The sequence below is a fragment of the Aquimarina sp. AD1 genome, from assembly GCF_003443695.1.
Classification (GTDB): Bacteria; Bacteroidota; Bacteroidia; order Flavobacteriales; family Flavobacteriaceae; genus Aquimarina; species Aquimarina latercula.
In genome coordinates this window covers 1,687,775-1,712,524 of the sequence record NZ_CP031966.1, presented here as the reverse complement: position 1 = coordinate 1,712,524, position 24,750 = coordinate 1,687,775, and the positions used below count along the sequence as shown (strand labels likewise).

21 protein-coding genes are annotated in these 24,750 nt (G+C 31.9%); 12 read left to right on the top strand and 9 right to left on the bottom strand.

Annotated features, from left to right (window positions below):
• Positions 1-34: 34 nt before the first annotated feature.
• The gene (locus tag D1815_RS07740) at positions 35-2,284 is read right to left on the bottom strand and encodes a response regulator (protein WP_027392865.1); all 2,250 of its coding nucleotides are present in this window, start codon (positions 2,282-2,284) and stop codon (positions 35-37) included.
• 275 nt (positions 2,285-2,559) lie between these two features.
• Here D1815_RS07740 and D1815_RS07735 point away from each other — a divergent pair, with 275 nt between their 5' ends.
• The 3 genes from D1815_RS07735 (at position 2,560) to D1815_RS07725 (ending at position 3,820) form a co-directional block, all read left to right on the top strand.
• Positions 2,560-3,198: a peroxiredoxin gene (locus D1815_RS07735; RefSeq protein WP_027392864.1), complete on the top strand. Its 639-nt coding sequence runs from the start codon at positions 2,560-2,562 to the stop codon at positions 3,196-3,198.
• A gap of 69 nt (positions 3,199-3,267) precedes the next feature.
• On the top strand, positions 3,268-3,582 hold the full coding sequence (locus D1815_RS07730; protein ID WP_027392863.1) for a co-chaperone YbbN: 315 nt from the start codon (positions 3,268-3,270) through the stop codon (positions 3,580-3,582).
• Positions 3,563-3,820, top strand: a complete 258-nt coding sequence (locus D1815_RS07725; protein WP_108803080.1) for a hypothetical protein — start codon at positions 3,563-3,565, stop codon at positions 3,818-3,820. Before D1815_RS07730 ends, D1815_RS07725 begins: the two co-directional genes overlap by 20 nt.
• An 81-nt stretch (positions 3,821-3,901) precedes the next feature.
• On the opposite strand, the gene D1815_RS07720 is transcribed toward D1815_RS07725, so the two are convergent.
• The gene (locus tag D1815_RS07720; RefSeq protein ID WP_118386532.1) at positions 3,902-6,001 is read right to left on the bottom strand and encodes a T9SS type A sorting domain-containing protein; all 2,100 of its coding nucleotides are present in this window, start codon (positions 5,999-6,001) and stop codon (positions 3,902-3,904) included.
• A 135-nt stretch (positions 6,002-6,136) separates the two neighbouring features.
• Here D1815_RS07720 and tpx point away from each other — a divergent pair, with 135 nt between their 5' ends.
• The 6 genes from tpx (at position 6,137) to ribB (ending at position 13,375) form a co-directional block, all read left to right on the top strand.
• A complete protein-coding gene (gene tpx, locus D1815_RS07715) occupies positions 6,137-6,637 on the top strand; it encodes a thiol peroxidase (RefSeq protein WP_118386531.1) in 501 nt (166 codons plus the stop codon).
• Between the two features lie 9 nt (positions 6,638-6,646).
• Positions 6,647-7,015: a diacylglycerol kinase gene (locus D1815_RS07710; protein WP_108803083.1), complete on the top strand. Its 369-nt coding sequence runs from the start codon at positions 6,647-6,649 to the stop codon at positions 7,013-7,015.
• Between the two features lie 67 nt (positions 7,016-7,082).
• Positions 7,083-9,557, top strand: coding sequence for a DNA translocase FtsK (locus D1815_RS07705; protein WP_118386530.1), 2,475 nt, complete (start codon positions 7,083-7,085; stop codon positions 9,555-9,557).
• A 45-nt stretch (positions 9,558-9,602) separates the two neighbouring features.
• Entirely contained in the window at positions 9,603-10,238 is a 636-nt protein-coding gene (locus D1815_RS07700; protein ID WP_118386529.1) for an outer membrane lipoprotein carrier protein LolA, read from the top strand.
• Positions 10,239-10,381: 143 nt separating this feature from the next.
• Positions 10,382-12,154, top strand: coding sequence for an LptF/LptG family permease (locus tag D1815_RS07695; RefSeq protein ID WP_369899401.1), 1,773 nt, complete (start codon positions 10,382-10,384; stop codon positions 12,152-12,154).
• Positions 12,155-12,223: 69 nt separating this feature from the next.
• Complete coding sequence (ribB, locus tag D1815_RS07690) at positions 12,224-13,375, top strand: 3,4-dihydroxy-2-butanone-4-phosphate synthase (RefSeq protein WP_118386527.1); 1,152 nt, start codon at positions 12,224-12,226, stop codon at positions 13,373-13,375.
• A 14-nt stretch (positions 13,376-13,389) separates the two neighbouring features.
• On the opposite strand, the gene D1815_RS07685 is transcribed toward ribB, so the two are convergent.
• The 3 genes from D1815_RS07685 to D1815_RS07675 form a co-directional block, all read right to left on the bottom strand.
• Entirely contained in the window at positions 13,390-14,580 is a 1,191-nt protein-coding gene (locus tag D1815_RS07685; RefSeq protein WP_118386526.1) for a DegT/DnrJ/EryC1/StrS aminotransferase family protein, read from the bottom strand.
• A gap of 84 nt (positions 14,581-14,664) precedes the next feature.
• Positions 14,665-15,120 (bottom strand): thioredoxin family protein, encoded by a 456-nt coding sequence (locus D1815_RS07680; protein WP_233557556.1) that lies wholly within the window; start codon positions 15,118-15,120, stop codon positions 14,665-14,667.
• 71 nt (positions 15,121-15,191) lie between these two features.
• Complete coding sequence (locus D1815_RS07675; RefSeq protein WP_118386525.1) at positions 15,192-15,821, bottom strand: NAD(P)H-dependent oxidoreductase; 630 nt, start codon at positions 15,819-15,821, stop codon at positions 15,192-15,194.
• A gap of 91 nt (positions 15,822-15,912) precedes the next feature.
• Between D1815_RS07675 and D1815_RS07670 the strand changes: the two genes are divergently transcribed.
• A complete protein-coding gene (locus D1815_RS07670; RefSeq protein WP_027392852.1) occupies positions 15,913-16,308 on the top strand; it encodes an acyl-CoA thioesterase in 396 nt (131 codons plus the stop codon).
• A gap of 56 nt (positions 16,309-16,364) precedes the next feature.
• Here D1815_RS07670 and nhaC read toward each other — a convergent pair whose 3' ends face one another.
• Positions 16,365-17,849, bottom strand: a complete 1,485-nt coding sequence (gene nhaC, locus D1815_RS07665; protein WP_027392851.1) for a Na+/H+ antiporter NhaC — start codon at positions 17,847-17,849, stop codon at positions 16,365-16,367.
• A gap of 964 nt (positions 17,850-18,813) precedes the next feature.
• On the opposite strand from nhaC, the gene D1815_RS07660 reads away from it, so the two are divergent.
• On the top strand, positions 18,814-19,494 hold the full coding sequence (locus D1815_RS07660; protein ID WP_233557438.1) for a type II CAAX prenyl endopeptidase Rce1 family protein: 681 nt from the start codon (positions 18,814-18,816) through the stop codon (positions 19,492-19,494).
• Here D1815_RS07660 and D1815_RS07655 read toward each other — a convergent pair.
• From D1815_RS07655 to D1815_RS07645, 3 genes are read right to left on the bottom strand one after another with little or no spacing between them, the layout of a single operon-like run.
• The gene (locus D1815_RS07655; RefSeq protein ID WP_118386524.1) at positions 19,491-20,063 is read right to left on the bottom strand and encodes a non-canonical purine NTP diphosphatase; all 573 of its coding nucleotides are present in this window, start codon (positions 20,061-20,063) and stop codon (positions 19,491-19,493) included. The genes D1815_RS07660 and D1815_RS07655 overlap by 4 nt on opposite strands.
• Before the next feature lie 29 nt (positions 20,064-20,092).
• Positions 20,093-20,617: an HAD family hydrolase gene (locus D1815_RS07650; protein ID WP_027392848.1), complete on the bottom strand. Its 525-nt coding sequence runs from the start codon at positions 20,615-20,617 to the stop codon at positions 20,093-20,095.
• Positions 20,601-21,365, bottom strand: a complete 765-nt coding sequence (locus tag D1815_RS07645; RefSeq protein ID WP_027392847.1) for a Rossmann-like and DUF2520 domain-containing protein — start codon at positions 21,363-21,365, stop codon at positions 20,601-20,603. The genes D1815_RS07650 and D1815_RS07645 overlap by 17 nt, the downstream gene beginning before the upstream one ends.
• 132 nt (positions 21,366-21,497) lie before the next feature.
• Here D1815_RS07645 and ccsA point away from each other — a divergent pair, with 132 nt between their 5' ends.
• Positions 21,498-24,701: a cytochrome c biogenesis protein CcsA gene (ccsA, locus tag D1815_RS07640; RefSeq protein WP_118386523.1), complete on the top strand. Its 3,204-nt coding sequence runs from the start codon at positions 21,498-21,500 to the stop codon at positions 24,699-24,701.
• Positions 24,702-24,750 lie beyond the last annotated feature (49 nt).

Sequence of the window (24,750 nt, the reverse complement as noted above, 5' to 3'; positions counted from 1 at the left end):
TTTAACAGAATAAATTATGTATACTAATTGAAATCTAACTTATGTATTTCACTTTAGAAATATTCTTCATAATAGTTTGGAAGAATTGTTGCGTATCATATGGTTTTATGATAACGTCATTCATGCCTACAGATAATGCTTGGTCTCTAATTTCCCCTTCTTCTACCGCCGTAAGTGCAATTATAGGAATATGAGAGTTAAAAGTTCTAATAACTGTTGTTGCATCTAGTCCATTCATTTCTGGCATATTAATATCCATCAAGATTAAATCAAAACTTTCACTTTTTACCATCTCTATAGCATCCATACCGTTACTAGCTAAGTTACAGGTATAGCCTTTCTTTTTTAAGATGTTTTGAGTAACAATTTGATTAATTTTATTATCATCTACAATTAAGATATTAAAATTAGTAGTTCCGATGCTAATGCTTTCACCAGTTTGGGAAGTGTTATTTTGTTCTTTAACAGCTTTTTCGTAGCTTAAATCAAATGTAAATTCTGACCCAACTCCTTCTTCACTATTAATAAAAATCTCGCTTTTATGCAGATGGATTAATTTTTTTACAATCGCTAAACCTAATCCAGTTCCTTCGTATTCTTGGTTTTGATTTTTTACTTGAGCAAAATTATCAAAAATAGTCTCCTGCTTACTTTTAGGAATTCCTATACCATCATCTTTTATTATAAAACGAAGTTTATGAATATCACCTTCTAAACCTTGACTTTTTACTTTAATCCAGATGTTTCCATTATTCGTGAATTTAAGTGCGTTACCAATTAAGTTTATTAATATTTGTGATAATCTAACCGAATCTCCAAGAAGTGTGGTTTTGATATTTTTATCAATGTCTATATGAACAGTATTACTATTGTGCTTTTGTTTGGAGTGTAATGAATTTACAATTCCTTCGATTAGAGATCTTATGTCAAAAGAAACTTTCTCTAATTTTACTTCATTTGTTTCTATTTTACTTAATTGTAAAACATCATTTATTAATGCCAGTAAATAGTCTCCCGAGAATTTAAGAGATTCAAGATATTCGTTTTTCTTTTTCTCTTCAGGATGCTCCATTAACAATGAAGTAAGACCAATAACACCATAAAGAGGAGTTCTTAATTCATGACTTACTGTGGATATAAATTGAGACTTTAATGTAGAAACTTGTTCAGCGGTTTCTTTAGCATTTACTAGTTCCTTATTTTTCTCAATAAGGTCATTGTTTAGCTTTTTCTTTTGCAGATTGTTCTTGTATGCGCTAATTAAAAAAGCAAGAGAGATTAGTATGAGAACAACGCCAAGAATTGTAATAATATGCCATTTTATTTCTTTAGAATAGTTTTTAGCATCTTTTTTATTAGCCTGCTCAACTTGATCTCGCATCTGATCAACATCATTCTCTATGATGGCTCTAAGTAATTCTATTTCTTTTATTAAATCTTCTGATTTAGAAAGATGTTCATAATGCTTTTCTAAAAAAGGGTTTGCTAGTTCAAATTCTTTTTGTGCTTTAAAAATTTTATATTTTGTCAGGTAAGCTGTTGCAAGTTTTACGTGAAATGTGGATATCAATCTTAGATTCTTATCAGATTTATGAACATCAATTTCTTCTTCTGCAAAACTTATAGCGTTATCTACATGTTCACTTGCTCGCTCATACCTTCTAACGCGTAAGAAGTATTTTCCAAGCAAATTACTTAACTTAATTTTTTGTGTACTTTCTATGTTTAATTCAGAACCAATTATCGCTCTTACTTTTGTTAGGTATTTATCACTAGTTTTGTAGTCATTATTATCTATATAATGTTCTGCTAGATTTAATAAAGGTTTTACCATTTTTACAGTATCCTTTATTCCTCTGGCGATATCGTGACTTTGTTGAAAACGTTCTACACCTTTATGCCTCGTTTTATCATTTTTGATATAGAGGGTTCCTAAACTATTTAATAATTTGGCTTTTAGTTTGCTACTTTTAGCACTAGCAGCATAAGTTAGTGCAGTAATATAATTGGTAATAGCTTCACTTTCTTGTTCGTTTAACTCATGTATTTGAGCGATTAAATCGTAAATTTTAGCTAAGCTTTTATCGTCATTGTTGTATTTGGCACTTTTAAGAGCTGCATTTGCTTTTTCTAAAGCTTGCTGGTATTTATATTCTTCTAAGAATTCTTCGGCCCTTTCAATATATAATTGGATACTATCAGTATCAAGAATAGATTGAGCAAAAGTGTTTATTGAAGAAAACACTAAAAAGGCTAATATAGTATGTTTAATAAAGTTCCTCAACTTTTAAATCTCTAGGCTAAGTTTGTTTAGCGAAAATACAAAAATAGATCTAACAAAGTGTAAATCATCGTGTAAAAAGGACAATTTATCCGTAATTTATGTAAGGTATTTTCTTTTTTTGTAAGAATTTATATAAATACATGAAGGAATTGATGTGTATTAGAAAAAACTATCAACATATAGAAAATTAAAATTATCTCTTAATATATGTTGAGTAATGAGATGTATATTTGCCACTTCAAAAAAATAATTAATCACATTTTAAAAAACAAAAAATGGCATTTGTAGGTAAAAAATTCCCGAATTTGAACGTTGATGCAATGAACGATATGGGAGATACTTTCAAACTTAACGTATTGGAAGAGGCTAAAAATAATAACAAAAAAGTTTTATTATTCTGGTATCCAAAGGATTTTACTTTTGTTTGTCCAACTGAATTACATGCTTTTCAAGAAGCACTTGCTGAATTTGAAAAAAGAAATACAATAGTTATTGGAGCTTCTTGTGACACTCCAGAAGTTCATTTCGCGTGGTTAAACACCTCTAAGGATAATGGAGGAATTGAAGGTGTTACGTATCCAATATTAGCAGATTCTAACCGTAATCTTTCTAATACATTAGGAATTTTAGATATTACTAACGAAACTTATAATGAAGAAACTGGAGTAGTAACTGTAGAAGGTGACAATGTTACTTATAGAGCTACTTACCTTATTGATGAAGAAGGTACTGTTTTTCATGAAGGAGTTAACCATATGCCAGTTGGTAGAAACGTAGCTGAGTTTTTGAGATTAATTGATGCTTATGCTCACGTTCAGAAAAATGGCGAAGTATGTCCTGCAAATTGGGAAGAAGGAAAAGATGCTATGTCGGCCAATAGAGATGGAGTGGCTTCTTACTTAGCTTCTCACTAAGAAATAATAGTTTAAAAACTTCTTCAAAACCCATGTTTTGGAGAAGTTTCTTTTATAGTTTTATAAATTATGGTTCAAGAATTAACAACGGATAACCTTTCTGAGGTAATAAAAGATAACAATACAGTAGTAGTTCAGTACTCTGCAACTTGGTGTGGAAACTGTAGAATTATGAAGCCTAAATTTAAAAAATTAGCTTCAGAAAAAAATGATACCGCATTTGTTATAGTGGATGCTGAAAAAAATCCTGAATCTAGAAAGATGGCTACAGTGGATAACCTTCCTACCTTTGCCACTTTTAAAAATGGAGTTTTTGTAAATCAGGTTCAGACAAATAAGTTTGACATTCTAAAAGAATTAGTAGATGAAGTTGCCAATAATTAAACACCTTACCTCTTTTATTGAAGAAAACGATGAGGATTTTGTGGTAGAAACGATTGAAACGTTAGAAACTCTTACGGAAGTTCCTTCTCTAAAAGATGAAGAGTTAGATGTGATAGGAGAGTTGATTTCTAATATGTACGGAGCTATCGAAGTTAATAAAATGATTAAGGATGGTACCCCTAAAAAAGAGGCGCTAAATAATTTTATGCAGCGAGTTATGGGATCTATTGATTCCTAAAAAAGATTGCTTTTAAATATAAAAAAAACCACTCATCATTAATGAGTGGTTTTTTTTATATTTAAGAATAACCGATATGTGTTAATCTTTTACAAATTTTAAAGTTCCCTTTTTGTTTTTGAAAGATCCAAAATAGACTCCTTCAGGTAATTTAGAAATGTTTATTCTTGTTATGTTTTCTGTGATCGAGATTTCCATTAATTGTTGACCTACAAGATTATATATTTGAAGCGTTTCTTTATTGTCAAATTTCCCATCTAAAATAATATTATCTTTAGCAGGAACCGGGTAGAGCGTAATACCAGTTTTCTCAATGAAATCTTCTGTGTCAAGTGTGTTATTATCTACGGTTATATTAAAAGTACAAGTGACAGAAGTGTTTCCGGTTGCTGTTATTGTTATTGCATGAACACCTTCTGGTAATAATGTGCCTGCTATCGGGTCTTGAGTAATGCTGGCATTACATCCTGTATTAATAGCATTGGCCATTGGAGTATAATCTTGGATTGTATAAGACGAACTTCCAGCGTCTGGAGAGACGGATTGATCTTGTGGACAATTAACTACAAGATCAATTGCGGGCATTGTATATCCAGTTGTTGTAAATTCAGTTGTAAATACATCAACATCTGCACAACTATATCCCATGTCTATTGCTGCTTGTCTAACAGCAATAGCAGCATTTTCTTGATTAGTAGAACTATTTGTCATTCCTAGTCCTTCTAAAAAAGCCTTATCTGTTTTCTCTCTACCAATAACATCAAAAATTCTCATCAAACTAGTTGCCCAAATTTGCCCATTATTGTGATTAAAACCAGTGATAAGATCATTAGGGTATTGAGCAGAATAATTAGTTGATCTTCCACCCCAGAATTGATTATGACCATCCCATCCAAAAACAAAATGATAAGAAGCATCGGTTGATTGCCATTGTCCTAAGCTTCTTTTATATGACTGCGCCCAATAATCTCCACATCCTTCGCTTAAAGCTTCTACTTGTGATAAAGAACCGTTAGTAATCCAATCGTGTAATCCGTGCCCTAATTCATGAAGAATAACATCAGCATCCTCTGCGTCATCAACTCCTCCTTCTCCAAAATTTAATTGACCACCACCATATGAGGAATTGTCAGCTCCATTAAAGCTACTAGGGTCATATTCTAAAACTCCGTTATTAAATAATGATACTAAATCAATACCAAGTGTTTCATTAATATAACGCAGACTTTTATCTAAATGGTAATAACAGTTTACAGCTTCAAAACCATCTTCACTTCTGTTAAAATTAAAATTTGAATTTGCTTGAGTGAATAGCCCTTTAGAAGGTGCTTGAAGATCCGCAATTTCTACATATGGTCCTTTTAATCTATATACGCCATTAGTTAGAGTAATATCTTTAAGCACAACAGATGTGCGAGCTGCATCTAACTGTGCGTTAGTTGCATCATTATTATCAGCATAATTTCCACCATAAGTTTGGCCCGTTGCAGATAAAGGGTCTGGGTCAAATATCATTCCTGATCCTTCGACAAGAAATGAAGCAGTTTCATTTTTCTTCTGATTTTGAAGATTTTTTGCTATGCCTTTATAATCTTCATTACGATCAAGAGTAGTGTTTTTTTTATTAATAAATTTAAAATTATGTTCAATATCTATGTTTTGTGATTTTAATACCTCTCCTGTTTGCGCATCTACAATTACTTCCCAATACCCAATTGGAGTGGTTGCTCTAATTTTATTAACATAAACTAGTTTTGTGCTACCCATTTTGTTGTACACATATAATTTAGATTCTTCTCTCGAAAAGTACCCTTTAGCATCTATATGTGCCTTGGCTATATCTAACGCAGATGTTTTAAAAACAGCTGGTGTAGTACTTATTTTAGATACGTTTATATCATAATTATCAGCTACATGGGTAACTTTGTTTTTTTTAGAAACATGTATAGTTAGCTCAGTATCATAAACTGGAATGTTATTGATAGTTTGCTGATATCTTAATGTGTGGCCAGATAAGCTCGTTCTAGAAGCTCTAAGCATAAGATTATCATCTATAGCAATTTTGAGAGTTGCTTTATTCTCATAGATCCATTCCCGTGCTATTTCTTCGGGTGTCTTTTGAGCATTAACTAAAGAAAATAGTGTGAATGCAAATAGCGTTAAGATATTGGTTTTTCTCATAGTGAATAAAGGTTTGTGTTATTATAAAAACAATTATTCTGTTTAAAACCCTAAAAATTTTTTTATTTCTCCTGTTATGTGTAAACTTGAAGTAAAAATAAACCTACCTAATTTTTAGGTACAAAAACACACAAAATGGCAGCAATAACACTAGGTGGAAACGCAATACATACAAATGGAGAATTACCTAAAGTAGGTGAATCAGCTCCGGATTTTGAATTGGTAAATACAGATTTATCCGTATCCAAACTTTCAGATTATAAAGGTTCAAGAGTTGTTTTGAATATTTTCCCGTCAATTGATACTGGAGTTTGTGCAGCTTCGGTTAGACAATTTAATAAAGAGGCTAGTAATTTATCGAATACTAAAGTTCTATGTGTCTCTCGAGATTTACCATTCGCGCAAGCTAGATTCTGCGGTGCAGAAGGATTAGAAAATGTAGTTAATCATTCTGATTTTAGAGATGGTAAGTTTGGAAAAGATTATGGATTAGAAATAGTTGATGGTCCAATGAAAGGACTTCACTCAAGAGCCGTAATTGTTGTTGATCAAGAAGGTGTTGTTGTGCACTCAGAACAAGTGCCAGAAATTGCACAAGAACCTAATTATGCTGAAGCTATAAAGATATTAGCATAAAAATTAACTATGAGTAAATTCTCAACGTTTATTGTTGGTAGATTACGTGGTTGTGGATATGCGATAAAGGGTGCACTAATACTCTTAAAAACAGAACCAAGTATACAAGTACAGGCTGTTATCGCAATTGTGATGACGGCCCTTGGCTTTTATAATAATATCACAGGAATAGAATGGATATTGCAAACCTTTGCAATTGGTCTTGTTATGAGTGTCGAAGGAGTAAATACAGCCATAGAAGCAATTGCAGATTTTATACATCCTGATTTTCATAATAAAATTGGATTTATTAAAGATATTGCAGCCGGAGCAGTATTTATTGCTGCAATAACGGCGGTTATTATTGGTTGTATTATTTACTATCCATATTTATTCTAGAAAATTTTTTTTCCATTTTTACGTTCCAATATAGATATTCGTATTTTTGCGATAACACATCCAAAAAATGGCAAAAAAAAAGGTAACAACAAAAAGGAAAACTTCAAAAAAAACCAAAACTCCTTTAAAAGAAAAACTAACCTTATCCAGACAACAAAAAGTTATTTTGGGTAGTTTCTTGTTTTTTTTGGGGATTGCATTATTCTTTGCATTTGTATCATTTTTCTTTAATTGGAAAATAGATCAAAGCGAAATATCTCAATTTCCAAATAGGACTTCTTCTGCTAAAAACTGGCTAAGTATATCTGGAGCAAAAGTTAGTGACTTTTTTATTTTTAGAGGGTTCGGTATTTCTGCGATAATAATTCCAGTATTAATTTCTTTATCCGGAGTTTATTTGTTTTTTGATTTAAACAAAAAGAAGCTTGCTGGGTTTTGGTTTTGGGGAACCTTGGTGATGCTATGGATTTCTGTGATTTTTGGTTTTGTGCAAAAAGAAAGTGGATTATTTGCAGGAGTAATTGGGTTCGAAATTAATGATTTGATGCAGGACTATATTGGTTTTATAGGAACCGTACTAGTTCTAGCTTTTTTTGCTATTGTTTATATAGTTGTTCGTTTGCGTTATACTCCGGAAAAAATTTCAGCTTCTTTAAGAAAAACTCAAACGGAAATTACAAGGGATTATGAATCTGCTAAAAAAATAAATGGTTCTAGGGCCAAAGGAAAAGAAAATAAAGAGATAGTTTCAGATAAAGAAAATATATCTGCAGGTGATACTAAAGAACTATCATTAGATACGCCTGTATTGGAAAAAGTTAAAACATCAACTGAAACTAAGACGGCTACCAATTCTGCAAAAACAACGGTAAATGAGTTTTTCGGTAATCCAAAAAATCAATCTGATGAAATTCCGGAAAAATTAATTATCAAATCAGAGGATAACCCCGAAGACATAGCTATGGAGGTTGAGACCGTGGTGGAAGAAGAGGAAGTTGAAAATTTAAGTGCTAAACTGGTGAAAGATTTTGGTGAGTTTGATCCAAAATTAGAACTAGGTAACTTTAAGTTCCCTACTATTGAGTTATTAAAAGATTATTCAATCCAAAACGGAGGAATAACGATTGATCAAGGTGAGTTAGAAGAAAATAAAAATCGTATTGTAGAAACATTAAAAAACTACAAGATAGAAATTGCTCAGATTAAAGCTACTGTTGGTCCTACAGTTACACTGTATGAAATAGTTCCAGAAGCTGGTATCCGTATTTCTAAAATTAAAAATTTAGAAGATGATATAGCCCTTTCTTTAGCTGCTTTAGGAATAAGGATTATTGCTCCGATTCCGGGTAAAGGAACTATTGGTATTGAAGTACCTAATAAAAAATCGACAATTGTTTCTATGAGATCTGCGATCGCATCCTCTAAGTTTCAGGGAGCAGAGATGGAGCTTCCTTTATCTTTAGGGAAAACAATTTCTAATGAGACGTTTGTTGTTGATTTAGCCAAAATGCCTCACTTATTAATGGCAGGAGCAACTGGACAAGGTAAATCAGTAGGTTTAAATGCTATCTTAACATCTCTGTTGTATAAAAAACACCCAGCAGAAGTTAAGTTTGTTCTAGTAGATCCTAAAAAAGTAGAACTTACCTTATTCAATAAAATAGAACGACATTATTTGGCCAAACTACCAGATGCAGAAGAAGCTATTATTACCGATAATAATAAGGTGATTAATACATTGAATTCTCTTTGTATAGAAATGGATGCTCGGTACGATTTACTTAAAAATGCAATGGTACGTAATATTAAGGAGTACAATACTAAGTTTAGGGCTAGGAAATTAAATCCAGAAAATGGACATAAGTTTTTACCTTATATAGTGCTTGTAGTAGATGAGTTTGCGGATCTTATTATGACCGCAGGTAAAGAGGTAGAAACACCAATTGCTAGATTAGCACAATTGGCAAGGGCTATTGGGATACATTTAATTATTGCAACTCAAAGACCTTCTGTAAATGTAATTACAGGTATGATTAAAGCAAATTTTCCTGCAAGAATTGCTTTTAGGGTAACATCCAAAATTGATTCTCGTACTATTTTAGATACCGGTGGTGCAGATCAATTAATTGGTCGAGGGGATATGTTATATACACAAGGTAATGACTTGGTTAGGATTCAATGTGCCTTTGTAGATACGCCAGAAGTAGAAAGGATTACAGAGTACATAGGAAGCCAAAAAGCGTATCCAGATGCTCACTTATTACCCGAATATTCTGGAGAAGAAAGTGGCACAAGTCTTGATATAGATGTAAAAGATAGAGATAAACTTTTTAATGAAGCAGCAGAAGTTATTGTCACAGCACAGCAAGGTTCGGCGTCTTTATTACAAAGAAAACTTAAATTAGGTTATAATCGAGCAGGAAGATTAATTGATCAATTAGAAGCAGCTGGTATTGTTGGCCCTTTTGAAGGGAGCAAAGCGAGGCAAGTTTTAGTAACAGATTTAATTGCTTTAAAACAATTGTTAGACGCTGAAAAGTAATTAAATTATATAAAAGAGTTTTTTAAATACAATAGAAATACATAGATGATACATAGAATATTTTTTTTAGTAGTAACACTTTTTATAGCAAATACTCAAGCACAAGATGCTAAAAAACTTTTGGATGAGGTGTCCACTAAAGTAAAGAGTTATGATAATATAGTTATTGGGTTTAAATATGCACTTAATAACCCAGCAGAAAATGTTTCTCAAGAAACAAGAGGTGATGTAACTCTTTTGGGAGAAAAGTACTTATTAAATTTAATGGGAACGGAGCAAATGTATGATGGTAAGAAATTGCATATGATAGTTCCTGAGGATGAAGAAATAAATATTTCTTCTCAGAGTGCCGAAGATGAATCCAGTGTAACACCTTCTAAAATGCTTACTTTTTACGAAGATGGTTATACTTCTAAGTTAGATATTGTACAAGATGTACAAGGAAGAAAGATTCAATTTGTGAAATTGATCCCTATTGATTCTAATAGTGAATTAAAAGAGATTTTATTAGGTGTAGATAAGCAAACAAAACATATTTATAAATTAATTTTGATGCAAAATAATGGGACTAATATTACAATTACAGTAAATAGTTTTAAAACAAATCAACCATTATCAAAAACATTATTTGTTTTTGATGAATCAAAATATGCTAATTATTATATCAATCGTTTAGATTAGTGATATATTTATAGCCTGATATTAATAACAATTTACATCCCGAAGATTTCGGGATTTATTTTATAGACGAATAGGTGAAAATACTTGACAGATATATTCTAACGACTTTTTTAAAGACTTTTTTCCCACTCTTTATTATCATTATGTTTATTCTTTTATTGCAAACAATCTGGTTATTTATATCGGAGTTAGCGGGAAAGGATTTAGATTTTGCAGTAATAATAAAGTTTTTAACATATGCTACTCCTAGATTAATACCAATGGTATTGCCATTGACTATTCTTCTTACATCGATAATGATATTTGGTAATTTTGCAGAAAACTATGAGTTTGCCGCAATGAAATCATCTGGGATATCATTGCAGAGAGCTATGAGAACATTAGCTGTTTTTATATTTTTTGTGGGTATTGGAGCGTTTTTATTTTCCAATACTGTAATTCCTAATTCCGAACGTAAGTTTGTTAACCTGCGTAAAAATATAGTAAAAGTCAAACCCGCTATGGTGATTACTCCCAATCAGTTTAATGATTTGGGAGATATAAATATACGTGTATCAGAAAAATATGGGGATAATGATCAATTTTTAAAAGATGTGATCATTCATAAAAAAGGTGCAAGACTTGGTAATTTTACAGTAATAAAAGCTACCGATGGTGAATTGCAAGGAAGTATTGATTCTGATTTGATTACACTTATCTTAAATGATGGGAATTATTATGAAGAGGTGCAACCAAAATCTCCCAAGAAAAGAAAAAAACTACCATTCGCTAAAACACATTTTAAACAATATATATTAAATATAGATTTATCGTCTTTGGATAATGTTGATATGGATGCCCAGCAATATAGTAAAGGGTTTAATATGTTAAATGTAAATGGACTAAGACAACAAATAGATACGTTATCTATTCAGGTAAATCAAGAGAATATTGCTACCGAGGATGATGTAAATCGAAGAAACGGTTTTAAAGAGTTAAATAGGAATCTAAAAATAGATACCTTAAAAAAAGCAACAAAGGATACTATAGATTTAATAAATGATCGATTTAGTGTCAAGCAAAAGTCTCAAATATATAATTTGGCATTTTCTAACGTTGATGGAGTCATAAGAAGACTTCAAACAGCTAAAAGAACATTAGATGTTAAAAAGAGAGCACTTAATAAGTATGAAATGTCATTACATGATAAGTATGCTCTAGGCATAGCTTGTATTTTACTGTTTTTTGTAGGAGCTCCATTAGGTGCAATTATAAGAAAAGGAGGATTAGGGTTGCCAATTGTTATTGGAGTGGTCTTGTTTCTAACATATCATTTTATTGGAATCTTTGCTAAGAACGGGGCAGAAGAAGGAGGGATTCCTCCATTTGTTGGATCTTGGTTGTCTACGTTTATTATTTTTCCACTTAGTATTTTCCTTACGTATAGAGCTACTAGAGATAGGGGATTAGCGAGTTTTGATATGTTAGTACAACCTATTCGAGATTTTTTTGAAAAGAGATCCGATAAAAAGAATAAAAATAAAAGTTTATCGATTAATCAAGAAATTGATATAGAGATAGATCAAAATACTCTTATTGAGGTTGAGAAAAATAAAATAAATTTTCAAGAAAATTCTTCGTTAGTGTTTGCATTATTTTTACTATTGTTAATAGTAAATATTGTAATTATGTTGATCTCAAAGGATGCTGGTGGCAATAAAACAATGCTATTAATTTTTAATGGTCTAGGTGTGATCTCGTATATAGTCTTTTTGGTTAAATCATATGTTAATCTGAAAAGTTTTTATACAAAACTTGAAGGGTTAATAGAGAAACCATCCTTGATTATTTTTCTAATTATTGGTATTCCATTATTTCCAGTACTATATTTTTTCTATAATAAAAGATTAAATAAAGATCTTAAGAAAATCAGATAATTAGTGGATACTATTCCATTTGATAATTATATAAAGTACCTTTGCTTTTAAATTAAGAATTGTATTGCTATGTCACAAGTTACTGAGACTAAAAACAAGTTAAAACTGAATACTATCCAAGAAGCTATAGAGGATATTCGCCAAGGAAAGGTGATTATTGTGGTTGATGATGAAGATAGAGAGAATGAAGGAGATTTTCTTGCAGCAGCGGAAAAAGTTACTCCAGAAATGATCAATTTTATGGCAACTCATGGGAGAGGGTTAATTTGTACTCCAATAACAGAACAGCGTTGTGAAGACCTCAAACTAAATATGATGGTCGATAATAATACGGATCCTATGGAAACTGCTTTTACAATTTCTGTGGATCTTAAAGGTAATGGTGTTACTACAGGAATTTCTGCGAGTGATCGAGCTAAAACCGTAAAAGCTTTGATTGACCCGGACACTAAATCTTATGATTTAGCAAGACCTGGACATATTTTTCCATTAAAAGCAAAAGAAGGTGGTGTTTTACGACGAACAGGACATACAGAAGCGGCAATTGATTTTGCAAGATTAGCAGGATTGGAACCTGCTGGTGTTATTGTAGAGATTATGAATGAGGATGGTACAATGGCAAGACTTCCAGAATTAGTAGAAGTTGCTAAAAAGTATGATCTTAAGTTAGTTTCTATTGAGGATTTAGTTGCGTATCGCATGCAGCACGATTCGCTAATAGAAAAGAAAGAAGATTTTGATATTGTAACACGTTTTGGGAGTTTTAGATTAAGAGCTTATAAGCAGACTACTAATAGTCAGATTCATATAGCATTAACAAAAGGAAGTTGGTCAGATAATGAACCCGTACTTACTCGCATCAATTCTACATTATTTAATAATGATATTCTTGGTACTTTGACCAACAATGCTGATAAGCGTTTAGACGCTATGTTCACTCGTATTAATAAAGAAGGTAAAGGTGCAATTGTTTTTATTAATCAAGAAAGTCAGTCGTTTAATTTATTAAACAGATTAAAAGCGTTAAATGAAACGCAGAATGGAAGCGATATCGTTAAAGCACCGAAAATAGCAATGGATAGCAAGGATTTTGGTATAGGTGCTCAAATCTTACACGACCTAAATATTCATAAACTTAGATTAGTGTCTAACTCTGTTCAACAAAAACGTGTTGGAATGATAGGGTACGGATTAGAAATAGTAGAATATGTGAACTACTAGGAAACAGTCCTTTTTTATAATATACTTTGTAGAGCTTCAATCATTTTTGAAGCTCTTTCTTTTACCTCTGCTTCGGACCAACCTACTTTTATTAAACAAGAAATTGTTCTACCCATCCAGGCATCACTAGCATCAAAAGATTGATTATTTCTTTGTAAACCATCTAGTTGTGCTTGCGATAACGCATTTAACGATGTAGGCTGTAATAGATGTTCCCACTTTTTATAATAGTGCCAGTTATTATCGAACCAATAAAAACAGGCATCTACACCATGACTGCCAAGGGTTTTGTGTCCTTTTCTTGCTAGTTCTTCAGAAGGTAAGAATATATTTAAAAAAGCATAACTTTCAATTCCAGTCTCGGGAACTCGTCTAAAGCTTACTTGTGGCATCTCTGATAAAGCCTCTCGAAGAATTGAATAATTTTTTTCTTGAATAGCTATAGTTTGATCTAATTTTCTTAATTGAGCAATACCAACTGCAGCATTCAATTCAGAAAGCCTGTAATTGTATCCCAAAAAGGGGTGTGTTTCTGCTCCACGATCATTACCAACGTGATCATGTCCATGATCTTGATATTTATGAGCATTATCAGCGTATGTTTTAGAATTGGTGATCAATCCACCACCCTCTCCACAGGTAACAGTTTTTACATAATCAAAAGAAAAACATCCTAAATCACCATAACTACCTAATGGTTTACTATCATAACTACCTCCAATTGCTTGGCATGCATCTTCTAAAAGGATTAAATTATTCTCTTCGCAGATTACTTTTAAGGCCTTTAGATCAGCCATAGAACCACACATATGAACGGGCATAACCGCCTTAGTTTTTGATGTAATTGCAGCCTTTACCGCCTCAGGATTTAAAGTTAATGTATCATCAATATCACACAAGATAGGAGTAGCTCCAACAGAAAGGATTGCTTCAAAACTAGCTACAAAAGTAAAGGTAGGCATGATTACTTCATCACCTGACCCAATACCAGCAGAGGCTAAAGCCACTGTAAGAGCTGCAGTACCACTAGATACTACTTGAGCATATTTCGTTTGCATTTTTGCAGCTAAATCTCTTTCAAGTTCTAAAGCTTTATAGTGTCCATTACGATTCCCGTCAAAACCATAACGCATTAAAACTCCATTGTCTAATACATCTTGAACTTCTTTTTTTTCTTCAGCTCCAAATAGCTCGAATCCAGGCATAGGTGAGGTGTTAAATTAAAAACTCTTTTCGGCAAAAATACCGAAAAGAGTTTTGATTATATAGTGTATGTTTTATATTTTTATTTAGTAATTCTCAATAATCATGGTAACAAAACTAAAGTATCTAGCAGGATCTCTAAGAGAAGCACTATAGGAGCCTTGTTTACCAAGTAGTTTCCCTTTATGATTTAGTGCAATTATATTAGGAAACCCACCTTCCTTATTATATTTAGCTAGTATTTTTTTATTTGCTTTTAATTGTTCCTCAGAAATTACATCCATTCTTCTCGGAATATCTACTTTTAATAAAATTAATCTTTTTGATAGCTCCTTAAATCTCATGGTACTAAAAAAATCTTCTTCAAGCATAATACAAGGAGCACACCAATCACTACCGGTAAAATACATAAGAATTGGTTTCTTAGCATCTTTAGAAATTTCTTTAGCAGTTTCAAAATCATTTAACCAGTACAACTCACTATTTTGAGCAAATACAGACGTTGTAGCGATTAATGATAAAAAAAGAACTATTTTTTTCATTTTTTATTAAGTTTTAGGTGCAACAAAAATATAACATTTTTAAGACACCAAATATCCTGCCAAGTATTTGATTACAATGTAATGACGGTTTCATTAATAGAACGTCTTACTTTTTTTAAATCAGCAAACATATCATTTTTAGATCGATATCCAACAGGTAGAACTAAAACAGAAGTTAACCCCAATTGAGTAAGATTCAGAATTTCGTCATATTTTTCAGAAATAAAACCTTCCATAGGACAGGCATCTATTTTTTCTGTTGCGCATACGGTTAACAGATTTCCCATAGCTAAATATGCTTGTTTTGCTGCCCAATTAGAAATTTCATCCGCACTTTTTTTTCCAAAAGAATCTATCAGTTGTTCTTTAAAAGGTTTTAATATTTCCTCGGGAGTATCTCTTATTGCTTTCACATTATCAAAATATTTTGTGATATATGCTTCACCTACTGTGTTTTCAATACAAAAAATTAAGATATGGGATGCATCCGCTACTTGTTGTTGGTTCCAAGAATGTGCGGTAAGTTCTTTTTGGATTTCCTTATCATTTAAAACTACTAGTTTTAAAGGCTGCAATCCATAAGAAGTGGCAGTCAGGTTAAAAGCTGTAGTAAGTATATCAATTTTCTCTTGTGGCAGTTTACGAGTATTGTCAAACTTTTTTGTTGCATAACGCCATTGAAGGCTTTCAATAATTTCCATCCTAGAATTTTAAAAAATATAGGACAAAGATAAAGGTATAACAAGTATCTTTATTCATTAAAATGATAAGAAAAAACTATATAACTATTGTATGAATACTATTGATGAATTAATCAAAAAATCAGAAACCAGAATCTTTAAGGCTGTTTTTCCTAATACAACCAATCATTATGAAACTTTATTCGGTGGAACTGCGTTACAATTAATGGATGAGGTTTCTTTCATTTGTGCTACCCGTTTTAGTAGGAAAAAAGTCGTGACGATTTCTACAGGGAAAATTGATTTTGAAAAACCTATTCCAGAGGGCACTATTATAGAGCTTGTAGCTAAGGTTCAAGAAGTAGGTAGAACTAGTTGTATGGTAAAAGTTGATATTTATAAAGAAGAGATGTATAACTATGATCGTGAGATAGCAGTTTCGGGGTTGTTTAAATTTGTAGCAATTGATAATGATAAAAAGCCGATCCCTATTATTGATAAAAATTGAAAAATTAAAAAAGCGCACTCTTTAATGAATGCGCTTTTTTATTATGATATATATTGTTATTTATCCCCTAATTGTTTAATTTTTATTCTGAAAGCAGCAAAAAGTAATGTTGTAAATGGACTAAGCCAATTGAAGATTGCAAAAAAGAAATAATCTACGACAGGAACACCTAAAACACCACTTTGATAAGCTCCGCAGGTATTCCATGGAACTAATACTGAAGTCACTGTTCCGGAGTCTTCTAAAGTTCTACTCAAATTTTCTGGGGCAAGCCCTTTATCTTTAAATGCTTTGGCATACATTCTTCCTGGTACTACAATTGCTAAATATTGGTCAGAAGCAGTAAGATTTAATGCTAAACAACTAGCTACAGTACTGGCAAATAATCCAAATACAGAGTCAAATAAACTTAATAAAGCTTTGCTAATTCTGGCTAAAGCACCAATAGCATCCATAACACCGCCAAAAACCATAGCGCAAACAATTAGCCAAATGGTACCGAGCATTCCGGACATTCCACCGGCTGTAAATAGATCATTTAATTCTTTACTAGAAGTCTCAACAGCTGTATCTACTGTCATTGCTTTCATTACACCTATATATGCAGAATTGAAATCAAGTTTTTCGGATCCAGCGATATTTATAACGATGTCGGGTTGGGCAATAATAGCAGCAATAGCTCCTAATAATGTACCAGCTAATAAGGCAATTAAAGGAGGCGTCTTTTTTATAATAAGACCAATAACAATAATTGGTACAATAAACAACCAAGGCGAAATTGTAAATGCGCTTTTTATTGCTTCTAATTGTTGCCCAATTTCTGGAGTTCCAGAAGTATCCAATGTAAGTCCTATAATAATAAATATAATAAGGGTAACTATAACAGTTGGTACTGTAGTATAGGTCATATATTTTATATGCGAAAATAATTCTCCTCCTGCCATTGCAGGAGCTAGATTAGTAGTATCTGATAATGGAGACATTTTATCACCAAAATATGCTCCAGAAATAACAGCACCTGCAGTCATACCAAGTGAAATACCTAAGGTATCGCCAATTCCTATAAGTGCAATACCCACAGTAGCTGATGTAGTCCAAGAACTACCGGTAGCAATAGAAATAATGGCACAGATAATTACACAAGCAGCCAGAAAAATGGTAGGATTAAGAATTTGTAAACCATAATAAATCATTGTAGGGATAATACCACTAATTAACCAAGTTCCTGCTAACGAACCCACCATAAGAAGTATTAACAAAGCACCAGTAGTTGATTTAACATTTCGAGCAACTTCCTCCATCATCTGTTTGTAAGAGACTTTATTAAAAAAACCAACGATGGCAGCAACCGCTGCTCCTAGAAGTAAAATAAATTGATTACTTCCACTTAAGGCATCATCACCAAAAGCAAAATAAACATTGTAAAATAACATTCCTACTAAGGCAATAATCGGAATTAATGCTTCCCAAATATTTAATTCTCTATTCTCAATAATTTCTTCACTTTGGGGACCAGTGGGATTGATATTTTGACTTTCCATACGTTGTATTCGAAATTTTAAGGATGTAATGTTACGATATTAATAAAATTTATGCAATGTATTTTTTTGTTTGGTTATAAAAACACTTTGGTTTTCGGCTATTTAAAAACATTTTGTGTTTTTTGTCGATTATATTTGTTTTTTGTCGATTAAATATATTATATTTGTATAAGGATATTTATAAAAAAAGTATTTATAAAGTACTTTTGAATCATCAGAAGAAAAGATATAAAGGAATTGAATATATAACGAGAGAGAAAAATTGGAATTATTTGTTTACGTTTTTTTGCCCCAACAAATTTAATTTCCCCCAAGATTGAATTTGACAAATTATAAGCCTCATTAATGAGGCTTTTTTGTGCGTATTACTTTCTATTAATTATTGATTTAAATAATCTATGTTTTTATCGAATTTTTTTGCTTTTAATCGATGTTTTATTGTTTGTTTATCTATTGTTATCTATGAAAGTTAAATGTTAATAGTATTTTTGAAATGTAAAAAAAGAGTAATTACTGAATAGAATTAGTTTTAATGTTACCTCTATGTTTAAGTACCTTTTTTTGCCCCAAAATTTATTTCGCCCCCAATGCTAATAAGCCTCTAACCTCAGGAGGCTTTTTTATTATTTAAGTTTACATGTATCTTCCTTGTAGTGTTTTGCAGTGATAAAATGTTTCATATCAAAGTATAAGGTGAGTAGTAATTAGTAATATTGCATTTTATCGATTAAAAATGCTTTTTATCGATATTATTTAATTTTTGTAAAATAACTTTATCGCCTTTTTCTGATATAGCATGTATCTTTGAAGTGTTGTTAATGATTGATATAACATGAATTAGTTTTAAGGTATTCTTGGAATACCGAAGTTTGATTACCCCAAAATTGTAAATCGAATAGACCCCAAAATTTGATTTCCCTAAACAAAAGCCTCTTGCCCAGAGGCTTTTTTTATTTGTTAAAAAATGATTTGTTTCATTTTTTATCCAGAAATTAGTGAAAAATTAATATTGATGCAACCTACTTTTACTAGAGGAATTGAGCTGTTCTTTTTATTCGTTTTACTTCCGGTTAGTTTTTTATTTACCTATCCAACTCCTATAAAAGTTGGTTTAACTGTTGCTGGATTTGTATACATTCTTATTCATTTAAGAAAATCTAAACTTCTTAAAATAAAATTCCCAGATAAAACTTTTTGGAAGCCGTTTTGGAAAGAAACGGTCGTTAAACTAGCTATTATTGTGGTGGTTACTAGTTTGTATGTTTTTTGGGTTGCTCCCGATAAGTTATTTTCGGTTTTAATAAAGAAACCTATGTTATGGGGTGTCATTTTAATTGTATATACCTTTCTATCTGTATGGCCACAGGAGGTTATTTATAGAACATTTTTTTATGATAGATATGAAAATTTGATAAAGAATAAATGGCTATTTATTTTTTTAAATGCAATTCTTTTTTCATTAGCGCATATTTTTTTAAGAAGCTTTCTTGTTCAGTTGCTTACTTTTTTAGGAGGACTTTTATTTGCATTTACATATCAAAGAACAAAATCAACCACATTAGTTTCTATCGAACATGCTATTTATGGAAACTGGCTCTTTACAGTTGGAATGGGTGATATGTTGGCATTTCCAGATGCAGGTTAATTATTTAAAAATATAATCAGTTTTTTTATGGCTATCGCCCTATGACTTATATTATTTTTTTCTTCAAGAGATAGTTCTGCGAAAGTTTCATCAAATCCATTAGGTAGAAAAACCGGATCATATCCAAAACCTTGATCTCCTCTTTTTTCCTTAGTTATGGTTCCTTTACAGATGCCAGTAAACGTATGTAGCCTATTATTAATGCTAAGTGCAATGACTGTTTTAAATTGTGCATTTCGATTTTCCTTTTCTTCTAAGTTTGTTAGAAGTTTCAGCATATTAGCATTAGAATCCTTTGCTTTTCCTGCATACCTAGCAGAATATACACCAGGTTCACCATCTAGACTATCAACTTGTAATCCCGTATCATCAGCAAAGCAATCATATCCATAATGTTCTTTGATATATTGAACTTTTTGAATAGCATTGCCTTCAATAGTTGGAGAAGTTTCCGGAATATCTTCAGTACAACCGATATCGGACAGGCTTAGTAGTTGAATGCGAGAGGGGATAAGCTCTTGTACCTCTTTTAGTTTATTTAGGTTGTTAGTAGCAAAGACTAATTTCATAGTATCTTTTTTATAAATGATAAAAGAGTTTACGCTTTGGCATTATAGTTAGCAACCCACTTTCCTTGTACTTTTAAGACTTGTTCAATAACATCTCTTACACAACCCTTCCCACCTTTTTTAAATGAAACATATTTTGAGGCTTCTTTTACTTCTGCCACTGCGTCTTGAGGACAGGTTGGTAATCCTACCATATTCATAACCGGTAAATCTGGGATATCGTCCCCCATATACAAGACATTTTCCAGTTTTATGTTTTTGTTATCCGTATATTCATTAAGTTGCTCCACTTTATGATGAGCTCCTAAATAAATGTCCTTTATTTCAAGACCTTCTAACCTTTTTCTTACGCCTTCATTTTTTCCTCCAGATATAATACATACATTAAATCCTTGTTGAACTGCAGTTTTTAATGCATATCCATCTTTAATATTCATAGTTCTTAATAACTCTCCATCGGTATTAATTAATACTGTCCCATCGGTTAGAACCCCATCTATATCAAAAATAAAGGTGGTGATATGTTGTAGGTACTCTTTATAGCTCTTTTCCATATTTAGATTGTATTGCTTTGGTAAGTGTTTTGTATAGTTCTTTTTGTGAATTATTTTTAAGTATTTTAAGGTGTCGCTCAATCGTTTGGTAATCTTTACGAATAGCTGGTCCTGTTTGAGCATTTTGAGGTTCTATCTCAGTTATTTTTTTTGCAGTTTCCTGTATTAATGGATGTAAGATTTCAAAAGGAACTTCATTTTCTTTACAAATTTCATCTCCCACGGAAAACATATAATTTGTGAAATTATTTACAAATACAGCTGCGACGTGTAATACATTTCTTTGATCAGAATTAATATCATAGATTCTTTTTGATAATTGAGAGGCGATGTTTCTTAAAATTTGTTTGTCTTTTTCATTATCTGCTTCAATACAAAAAGGGATATTGCTAAAATCTACTTTTTTTGTAGCACTGAATGTTTGTAAAGGGTAGAAAACGCCTCGAGCATTTTTATCATTAATAGCAGCTATCGGAACGCTACCTGATGTATGAACAACTAATCTATTCTTAAAAGGTAATTTTTTTGAAACCTCTTCTATAGCATCATCACTTATCGCTAAGATGTATAGATCGGCTTTTTTTAAATTATTTAGAGAATCAGTAATAGATGCTTTTTTTTGATCTTTATGAATTAAAATTCCTTTTCGATTGTAACATTGTACTACTTCTGTCGATTTTTGATTTCGAAAAGCAGTATATAGATGTTGTGCTACATTTCCGGCACCAAGAATAACTACTGTAATCATTTGGCTAAAATAAGGAACATACTTTAAAAATTAGACAAGTTTTATAGTTCTGTTAAAACCAATAAATAGGATAATTAGAATGTCTGATTATCCTGCCAAAAACACTAAATTTGCCGAGCTAAAAAAATTACAATGCAAAAGAGGTTAGCAAGTATTTTATTTTCTACGAGATTAATGGCTGTTCTATTTTTAGTTTTTGCTGCTTCGATGGCGGTAGGAACATTTTTAGAAGATGGCTATGGTACAACTGCAGCAAGAATTTGGATCTATAACACCTGGTGGTTTGAAGCTATTATGGCTTTTTTTATGATTAATTTTTGTGGAAATATCGTACGATATAGGCTGTACAAAAAAGAAAAATGGGCAACATTACTTTTGCACCTTTCTTTCATTTTAATTCTTCTTGGTGCTTTTATAACTAGATATATAAGTTATGAGGGCGTAATGCCAATACGAGAAGGAGAAACTACTTCAGAGTTTTTATCCGAACGCACATATTTAACGGTTTTTCTTGATGGAGAAATTAACGGAGAACCTCGTAGAAGACCAATTTCGGAACAATTAGAATTGACGGAGGCTACCAATAATGATTTTACAATTAATACGGATTATAATAGTCAGCCTGTAACAATACAATATAGAGATTATATTACCGGTGCAGAAATGGGCTTAGTCGAGAAGGAAGATGGAGAGAATTATCTTAAGATCGTAGAAGCAGGTGATGGCAATAGACACGACCATTATTTAAAGGAAGGTGAAGTATCAAATATTCATAATATTTTGGTTGCTTTTAATATACCTACAAAAGGTGCTATTAATATCACTTATAAGAATGATGAGTACTATATAGAATCTCCTTTTGAGGGATCTTATTTACGAATGGCTGATCAACAGCAAGGTTTAGTAATTAAAGATAGCGTTCAACCTCTTATGTTACGATCTTTATATCAAACCGCTGGAATGCAATTTGTAATTCCGGATCCAGTATTAACTGGAACATATGATGTGGTTCCAATTGAGATAAAAGATAAAGGACAGCAAGATGCACTTATTGTCGATGTTACTACTAACGGTGAAACCAAAGAAGTAAAGTTGTTAGGAGGGAAAGGGTATGCAAATGATATGCAGAAAATTTCTTTAGGCGGACTTGATATGTATTTTAGCTATGGTTCTAAGCGACTAGAGCTTCCTTTTGCGTTAAAATTAAATGATTTTATTGCAGAGAAGCAGCCAGGAACAGAAAAGGTATATAAATCTTTTATGAGTAAAGTAGATATTGTAGAAGAGAATGCGGCGCCTCAACCATATGATATTTTTATGAATCATGTCTTAGATCATAAAGGATATCGTTTTTTTCAAGCATCTTTTGATCCAGATGAAAAAGGAACGGTATTATCTGTAAATCATGATTATTGGGGAACTATGGTTACCTATGCTGGATATATGTTATTATACTTAGGATTAATGCTTATACTCTTCACAAAAGGATCAAGATTTAAGGATTTAGAACAGATGTTAAATAAAGTAAAGTCAAAAAAGAAAGAATTGACTCTTTTATTAACATTGTTTGTTTCAACATTTTCTTTTGCACAACAACAACAACAACAACAACAACAACAACAAAAACAACCACAACAGGAAGAACCGAACCATGTAAATCATCTTCAGACTTTACCAAGTAAAGCTAAGTTAGATTCTATTATAAAAGCCAATGCTGTTGGCAAAGAGCACGCTGCGAAATTTGGTAGTATTATTATCCAAGATGAGCGAGGTAGAATGAAACCTGTAAATACATTCTCTTCAGAATTACTTCGTAAGTTAAGTAAAAAAGATACGTATGAGGGTTTAACGGCAGATCAGGTATTTGTATCTATGGTTGAGAACCCTTTTATATGGTATAGCATTCCTATTATTGAGATACAAAGAGAAAATGATAGTATTCGTAAGATTTTAGGGGTTTCGAAATCAGAGAGAAGAGTTTCTCTTATAGATTTAGTAGAACAAGATGGTTCTTATAAGTTAGATCCTTATTTAGAAAAAGCAAGTAGTACAAGTACACCAAGTAGTTTTGAAAAGGATTTCTTAAAAACGCACGAAAAATTCTATTTGTTAAATCAGGCTCTTGGAGGAGGAATTCTTAGAATTTTTCCGGTTCCTAATGACAAAGGAAATAAATGGGTATCAGTCCCGCAGTTAAATGAACACAAATTTACTGGAATGGATTCTGTTTATACTAGACAAATTATTCCTATTTATATACAGTCATTACAAGAAGCAAGAACTACGGGTGATTATAGCAAACCTGATCAGTATCTAGAAAGTATCAAAGCATTTCAAACAAAGTTTGGAAGCGAGGTAATGCCAACAGATGACAAAATACAAGCTGAGATAGCTCTTAATAAGTATGATATTTTTAGAACATTATATAGATACTATGGAATTATTAGTTTGCTATTTATTCTAATTATCATTTTTGGTATATTTTATTATAAAAATAAGTTTGTAAAAGTGTTGGTAAAAATCTTTATGGGAATTACTGTATTGATTTTTATGGTACATACATCCGGATTAATAATTAGATGGTATGTATCTGGTCACGCTCCTTGGAGTGATGCATATGAATCCATGATCTATGTAGCTTGGGCGACAATGGCGTTAGGATTAGCTTTTGGTAAAAAGAGTAACCTTACTGTTGCTGCAACTGGCTTTGTAGCTGCTATTATATTGTTTTTTGCACATGAGAATTGGACAGACCCAGCAATTGCAAATTTACAACCTGTTTTAGATTCATATTGGGTTTTAATTCACGTTTCCATTATAGTAGCCAGCTATGGACCTTTCTTTGTTGGTGCTATTCTAGGAATCCTTTCTTTATTATTAATGATATTGACCACTAAGTCTAACAAAAAGAGAATGGCTCTAAATATCAAAGAGATTACTATTATTAATGAAATGGCATTGACTATAGGTTTGGTGATGTTAACCATTGGTAATTTTCTTGGTGGTATGTGGGCCAATGAAAGTTGGGGGCGATATTGGGGCTGGGATCCAAAGGAAACTTGGGCTTTAGTTAGTATTATGGTATATGCTCTAGTAATACATATGCGATTAGTTCCTGGTTTGCGTGGTCGATGGTTTTTTAATCTGATGTCTGTATTTGCAGTTTCGTCTATTTTGATGACATATTTCGGAGTAAATTTCTACTTAAAAGGGTTGCATTCTTATGCTAGCGGGGATCAGGTAGTGACGCCGACTGCAGTCTATTATAGTTTCGTTGTTTGGGCTATTTTAGGAGCTTTTTCTTATTGGAGATATAGTATACATTACAAGAAGTGATATTTTCTAAATAATTGTTTTTCATTGTTTTATTGTTAATAAGACCTAT

Bases quoted from the DNA above. Each gene is read 5' to 3' on its own strand.
- D1815_RS07735 (WP_027392864.1), top strand. From the start codon at position 2,560: ATGGCATTTGTAGGTAAAAAATTCCCGAATTTGAACGTTGATGCAATG.
- D1815_RS07730 (WP_027392863.1), top strand. From the start codon at position 3,268: ATGGTTCAAGAATTAACAACGGATAACCTTTCTGAGGTAATAAAAGAT.
- D1815_RS07725 (WP_108803080.1), top strand. From the start codon at position 3,563: ATGAAGTTGCCAATAATTAAACACCTTACCTCTTTTATTGAAGAAAAC.
- D1815_RS07720 (WP_118386532.1), bottom strand. From the start codon at position 6,001: ATGAGAAAAACCAATATCTTAACGCTATTTGCATTCACACTATTTTCT.
- tpx (WP_118386531.1), top strand. From the start codon at position 6,137: ATGGCAGCAATAACACTAGGTGGAAACGCAATACATACAAATGGAGAA.
- D1815_RS07710 (WP_108803083.1), top strand. From the start codon at position 6,647: ATGAGTAAATTCTCAACGTTTATTGTTGGTAGATTACGTGGTTGTGGA.
- D1815_RS07705 (WP_118386530.1), top strand. From the start codon at position 7,083: ATGGCAAAAAAAAAGGTAACAACAAAAAGGAAAACTTCAAAAAAAACC.
- D1815_RS07700 (WP_118386529.1), top strand. From the start codon at position 9,603: ATGATACATAGAATATTTTTTTTAGTAGTAACACTTTTTATAGCAAAT.
- D1815_RS07695 (WP_369899401.1), top strand. From the start codon at position 10,382: ATGTTTATTCTTTTATTGCAAACAATCTGGTTATTTATATCGGAGTTA.
- ribB (WP_118386527.1), top strand. From the start codon at position 12,224: ATGTCACAAGTTACTGAGACTAAAAACAAGTTAAAACTGAATACTATC.
- D1815_RS07685 (WP_118386526.1), bottom strand. From the start codon at position 14,580: ATGCCTGGATTCGAGCTATTTGGAGCTGAAGAAAAAAAAGAAGTTCAA.
- D1815_RS07680 (WP_233557556.1), bottom strand. From the start codon at position 15,120: ATGAAAAAAATAGTTCTTTTTTTATCATTAATCGCTACAACGTCTGTA.
- D1815_RS07675 (WP_118386525.1), bottom strand. From the start codon at position 15,821: ATGGAAATTATTGAAAGCCTTCAATGGCGTTATGCAACAAAAAAGTTT.
- D1815_RS07670 (WP_027392852.1), top strand. From the start codon at position 15,913: ATGAATACTATTGATGAATTAATCAAAAAATCAGAAACCAGAATCTTT.
- nhaC (WP_027392851.1), bottom strand. From the start codon at position 17,849: ATGGAAAGTCAAAATATCAATCCCACTGGTCCCCAAAGTGAAGAAATT.
- D1815_RS07660 (WP_233557438.1), top strand. From the start codon at position 18,814: ATGATTTGTTTCATTTTTTATCCAGAAATTAGTGAAAAATTAATATTG.
- D1815_RS07655 (WP_118386524.1), bottom strand. From the start codon at position 20,063: ATGAAATTAGTCTTTGCTACTAACAACCTAAATAAACTAAAAGAGGTA.
- D1815_RS07650 (WP_027392848.1), bottom strand. From the start codon at position 20,617: ATGGAAAAGAGCTATAAAGAGTACCTACAACATATCACCACCTTTATT.
- D1815_RS07645 (WP_027392847.1), bottom strand. From the start codon at position 21,365: ATGATTACAGTAGTTATTCTTGGTGCCGGAAATGTAGCACAACATCTA.
- ccsA (WP_118386523.1), top strand. From the start codon at position 21,498: ATGCAAAAGAGGTTAGCAAGTATTTTATTTTCTACGAGATTAATGGCT.